We start from the raw sequence: 2,372 nt of genomic DNA, 5'->3' as shown, positions 1-2,372 counted from the left end.
GTAACCGCTCCATAAACCCCACATTCAAAGTCACCACCTGATCCCTGATGCTGTGCTCCCGATTCCTTTCCGGAGCCAGCACCTCATGATGCGTCCCGACGCAAAAGTCGAAAAAGTCTATCTCTATCCCAAGCCTGTCGACTTCCGAAAATCCATCGACGGCCTCGCCGCTCTGGTTGAACTGGACATCAAGGTTGCGGTGTTTGACCCGGTGCTTTTCGTGTTCCTCAACAAGCCTCGCAACCGAGTGAAGATTTTGTATTGGGAGCGCAACGGCTTTTGCCTTTGGCTGAAGCGGCTGGAATCCGAGCGTTTCAAAACATCGCCGGATTGTTCGGATGAAGCCATCGTGCTGACGGTTCAAGAACTCAACTGGTTGTTGGACGGTTTTGATTTGTGGCGCAACCGCCCGCATCAAGTTTTGACGCCTCGATTCGTCGCCTGATTCGGTATAATCCAGGGCATGATTTCAATGCCCAAAGACCTTCCTGACGACCCCGTTTTGCTCAAGCAACTGCTTGAGCAAATGCTGAGTGAGCGCGAGTCGGATAAGGGCAAAATCGTTCATCTCGAAGAAGAAAACGCGCTGTTGCGTCAGCGCCTTTTCGGGCGCAAGTCAGAGCAGACAGCCGATTCTTCGACCCCGCAAATGGCCTTGTTCAACGAAGCTGAAAGCGTCGCCGAGACGGTCGACGAAGCGGTTGAAGAAGGGGTCGTCGCGCCGACCAAGCGACGGGGCAAACGCAAGCCTCTGCCCGCCGATCTTCCGCGTATCGAGGTCATTCACGAACTGCCCGAGCACGAGCTGACCTGTGCCTGCGGTTGCCGAAAGCACGCCATTGGCGAGGAAATCAGCGAGCAGCTCGAAATCGTGCCGATGCAAATTCGCGTGATCAAACATGTGCGCAAGGTCTACGCCTGCCGTGGCTGTGAAACCGCGCCGGTTACCGCTGACAAGCCGGCGCAACTGATCGAAAAGAGTATGGCCAGCCCCAGTGTGTTGGCGATGTTGCTGACGACCAAATACGTCGATGGCCTGCCACTACACCGCTTCGAAAAAGTGCTGGGCCGCCACGGCATCGATATTCCACGCCAAACCTTGGCGCGCTGGGTGATCCAGTGCGGCGAACATCTGCAACCCTTGCTCAACTTGATGCGGGATCGACTGCTGGAAAGTCGCGTCATCCACTGTGACGAAACGCGGGTCCAGGTGATGAAAGAGCCCGGTCGGGAACCCACCAGCCAATCCTGGATGTGGGTGCAAACCGGCGGGCCACCGAATCAGCCGGTGATCCTTTTTGACTACTCGACCAGTCGGGCGCAGGAGGTTCCGTCGCGCCTGCTCGAAGGTTATCGCGGCTACCTGATGACCGACGATTACGCCGGTTATAACGCCTTGGGTGCGCAATCCGGTGTCGAGCGTTTAGGCTGTTGGGCACATGCGCGACGCAAGTTTGTCGAGGCGCAAAAGGTGCAGCCTAAGGGCAAAACCGGGCGTGCGGATATCGCCCTGAATCTGATCAACAAGCTGTACGGTATCGAACGAGATTTAAAAGAAGTCGGCGATGAACATCGCCATGAAAGCCGACAGCAAAACAGCCTGCCGGTGTTGGCCCAGTTGCACTCCTGGCTGGAGAAAACCCAGCCACAAGTGACGGCTCAAAATGCACTGGGCAAAGCCATCAGCTACCTGGCCAGCAACTGGATCAAGTTGGTGCGCTACACCGAAGCCGGTTACTTGCCAATCGACAACAACACCGCCGAGCGTGCGATCCGGCCCTTCGTGATCGGGCGCAAGAACTGGCTGTTCAGCGACACGCCCAAAGGCGCGACGGCCAGCGCTCAACTTTACAGTTTGGTCGAGACAGCTAAAGCCAACGGCCAAGAGCCCTATGCGTGGCTGCGCCACGCACTTGAGCGCCTGACGACGGCTTCTTCGGTTGAGGATTACGAAGCTTTACTGCCCTGGAACTGCTCGCCGGTATCGCATAGTTAAACGCGCTATCCATCTTGATGGCTGGTGGGGTTTACGGTGAGTTTAAAGAATACGAGTGGAGCAACGATCATGGAATACGACGATAAACTGATTGAAGAAGCCGTGCTTGCCCTGTTGGCAACCTTCAGTTTTGATAACGGCAATGCTTGGAAAGGGTTCGACTTCGAGACGATGAGCCGATTGCATGAACATGGTTTCATCAGCAATCCGGTGAACAAGAACAAATCGATTTGGTTGACGGCTGAAGGGCTGGAGCGAGGTCGGCAGATAGCCGACCGGTTGTTTGGGGTAAGAACTCAAGTGGAGCATGTATCCGACTCGGATACCTGACTTCATACCACGGCCATACGGTAGGTGGGGTTTATGGATCGCATAC

General features: G+C 55.6%; 3 protein-coding genes. All 3 read left to right on the top strand.

Going from position 1 to position 2,372, the window contains the following annotated elements; all coding sequences use genetic code 11:
• The first annotated feature begins 85 nt into the window (after positions 1-85).
• The 3 genes from tnpB (at position 86) to DK261_RS08755 (ending at position 2,326) form a co-directional block, all read left to right on the top strand.
• Positions 86-445, top strand: coding sequence for an IS66 family insertion sequence element accessory protein TnpB (gene tnpB, locus DK261_RS08765; RefSeq protein ID WP_019412232.1), 360 nt, complete (start codon positions 86-88; stop codon positions 443-445).
• A gap of 18 nt (positions 446-463) precedes the next feature.
• Complete coding sequence (locus DK261_RS08760; RefSeq protein WP_110175591.1) at positions 464-1,996, top strand: IS66 family transposase; 1,533 nt, start codon at positions 464-466, stop codon at positions 1,994-1,996.
• A gap of 69 nt (positions 1,997-2,065) precedes the next feature.
• Complete coding sequence (locus DK261_RS08755) at positions 2,066-2,326, top strand: DUF6429 family protein (RefSeq protein ID WP_110175590.1); 261 nt, start codon at positions 2,066-2,068, stop codon at positions 2,324-2,326.
• Positions 2,327-2,372 lie beyond the last annotated feature (46 nt).

Source organism: Pseudomonas sp. RW409, assembly GCF_003184125.1.
In the GTDB taxonomy this organism is placed as follows: Bacteria; Pseudomonadota; Gammaproteobacteria; order Pseudomonadales; family Pseudomonadaceae; genus Aquipseudomonas; species Aquipseudomonas chlororaphis_I.
The sequence above is the reverse complement of the archived record's forward strand: the minus strand, read 5'-3'. Positions and strand labels throughout refer to the sequence as shown.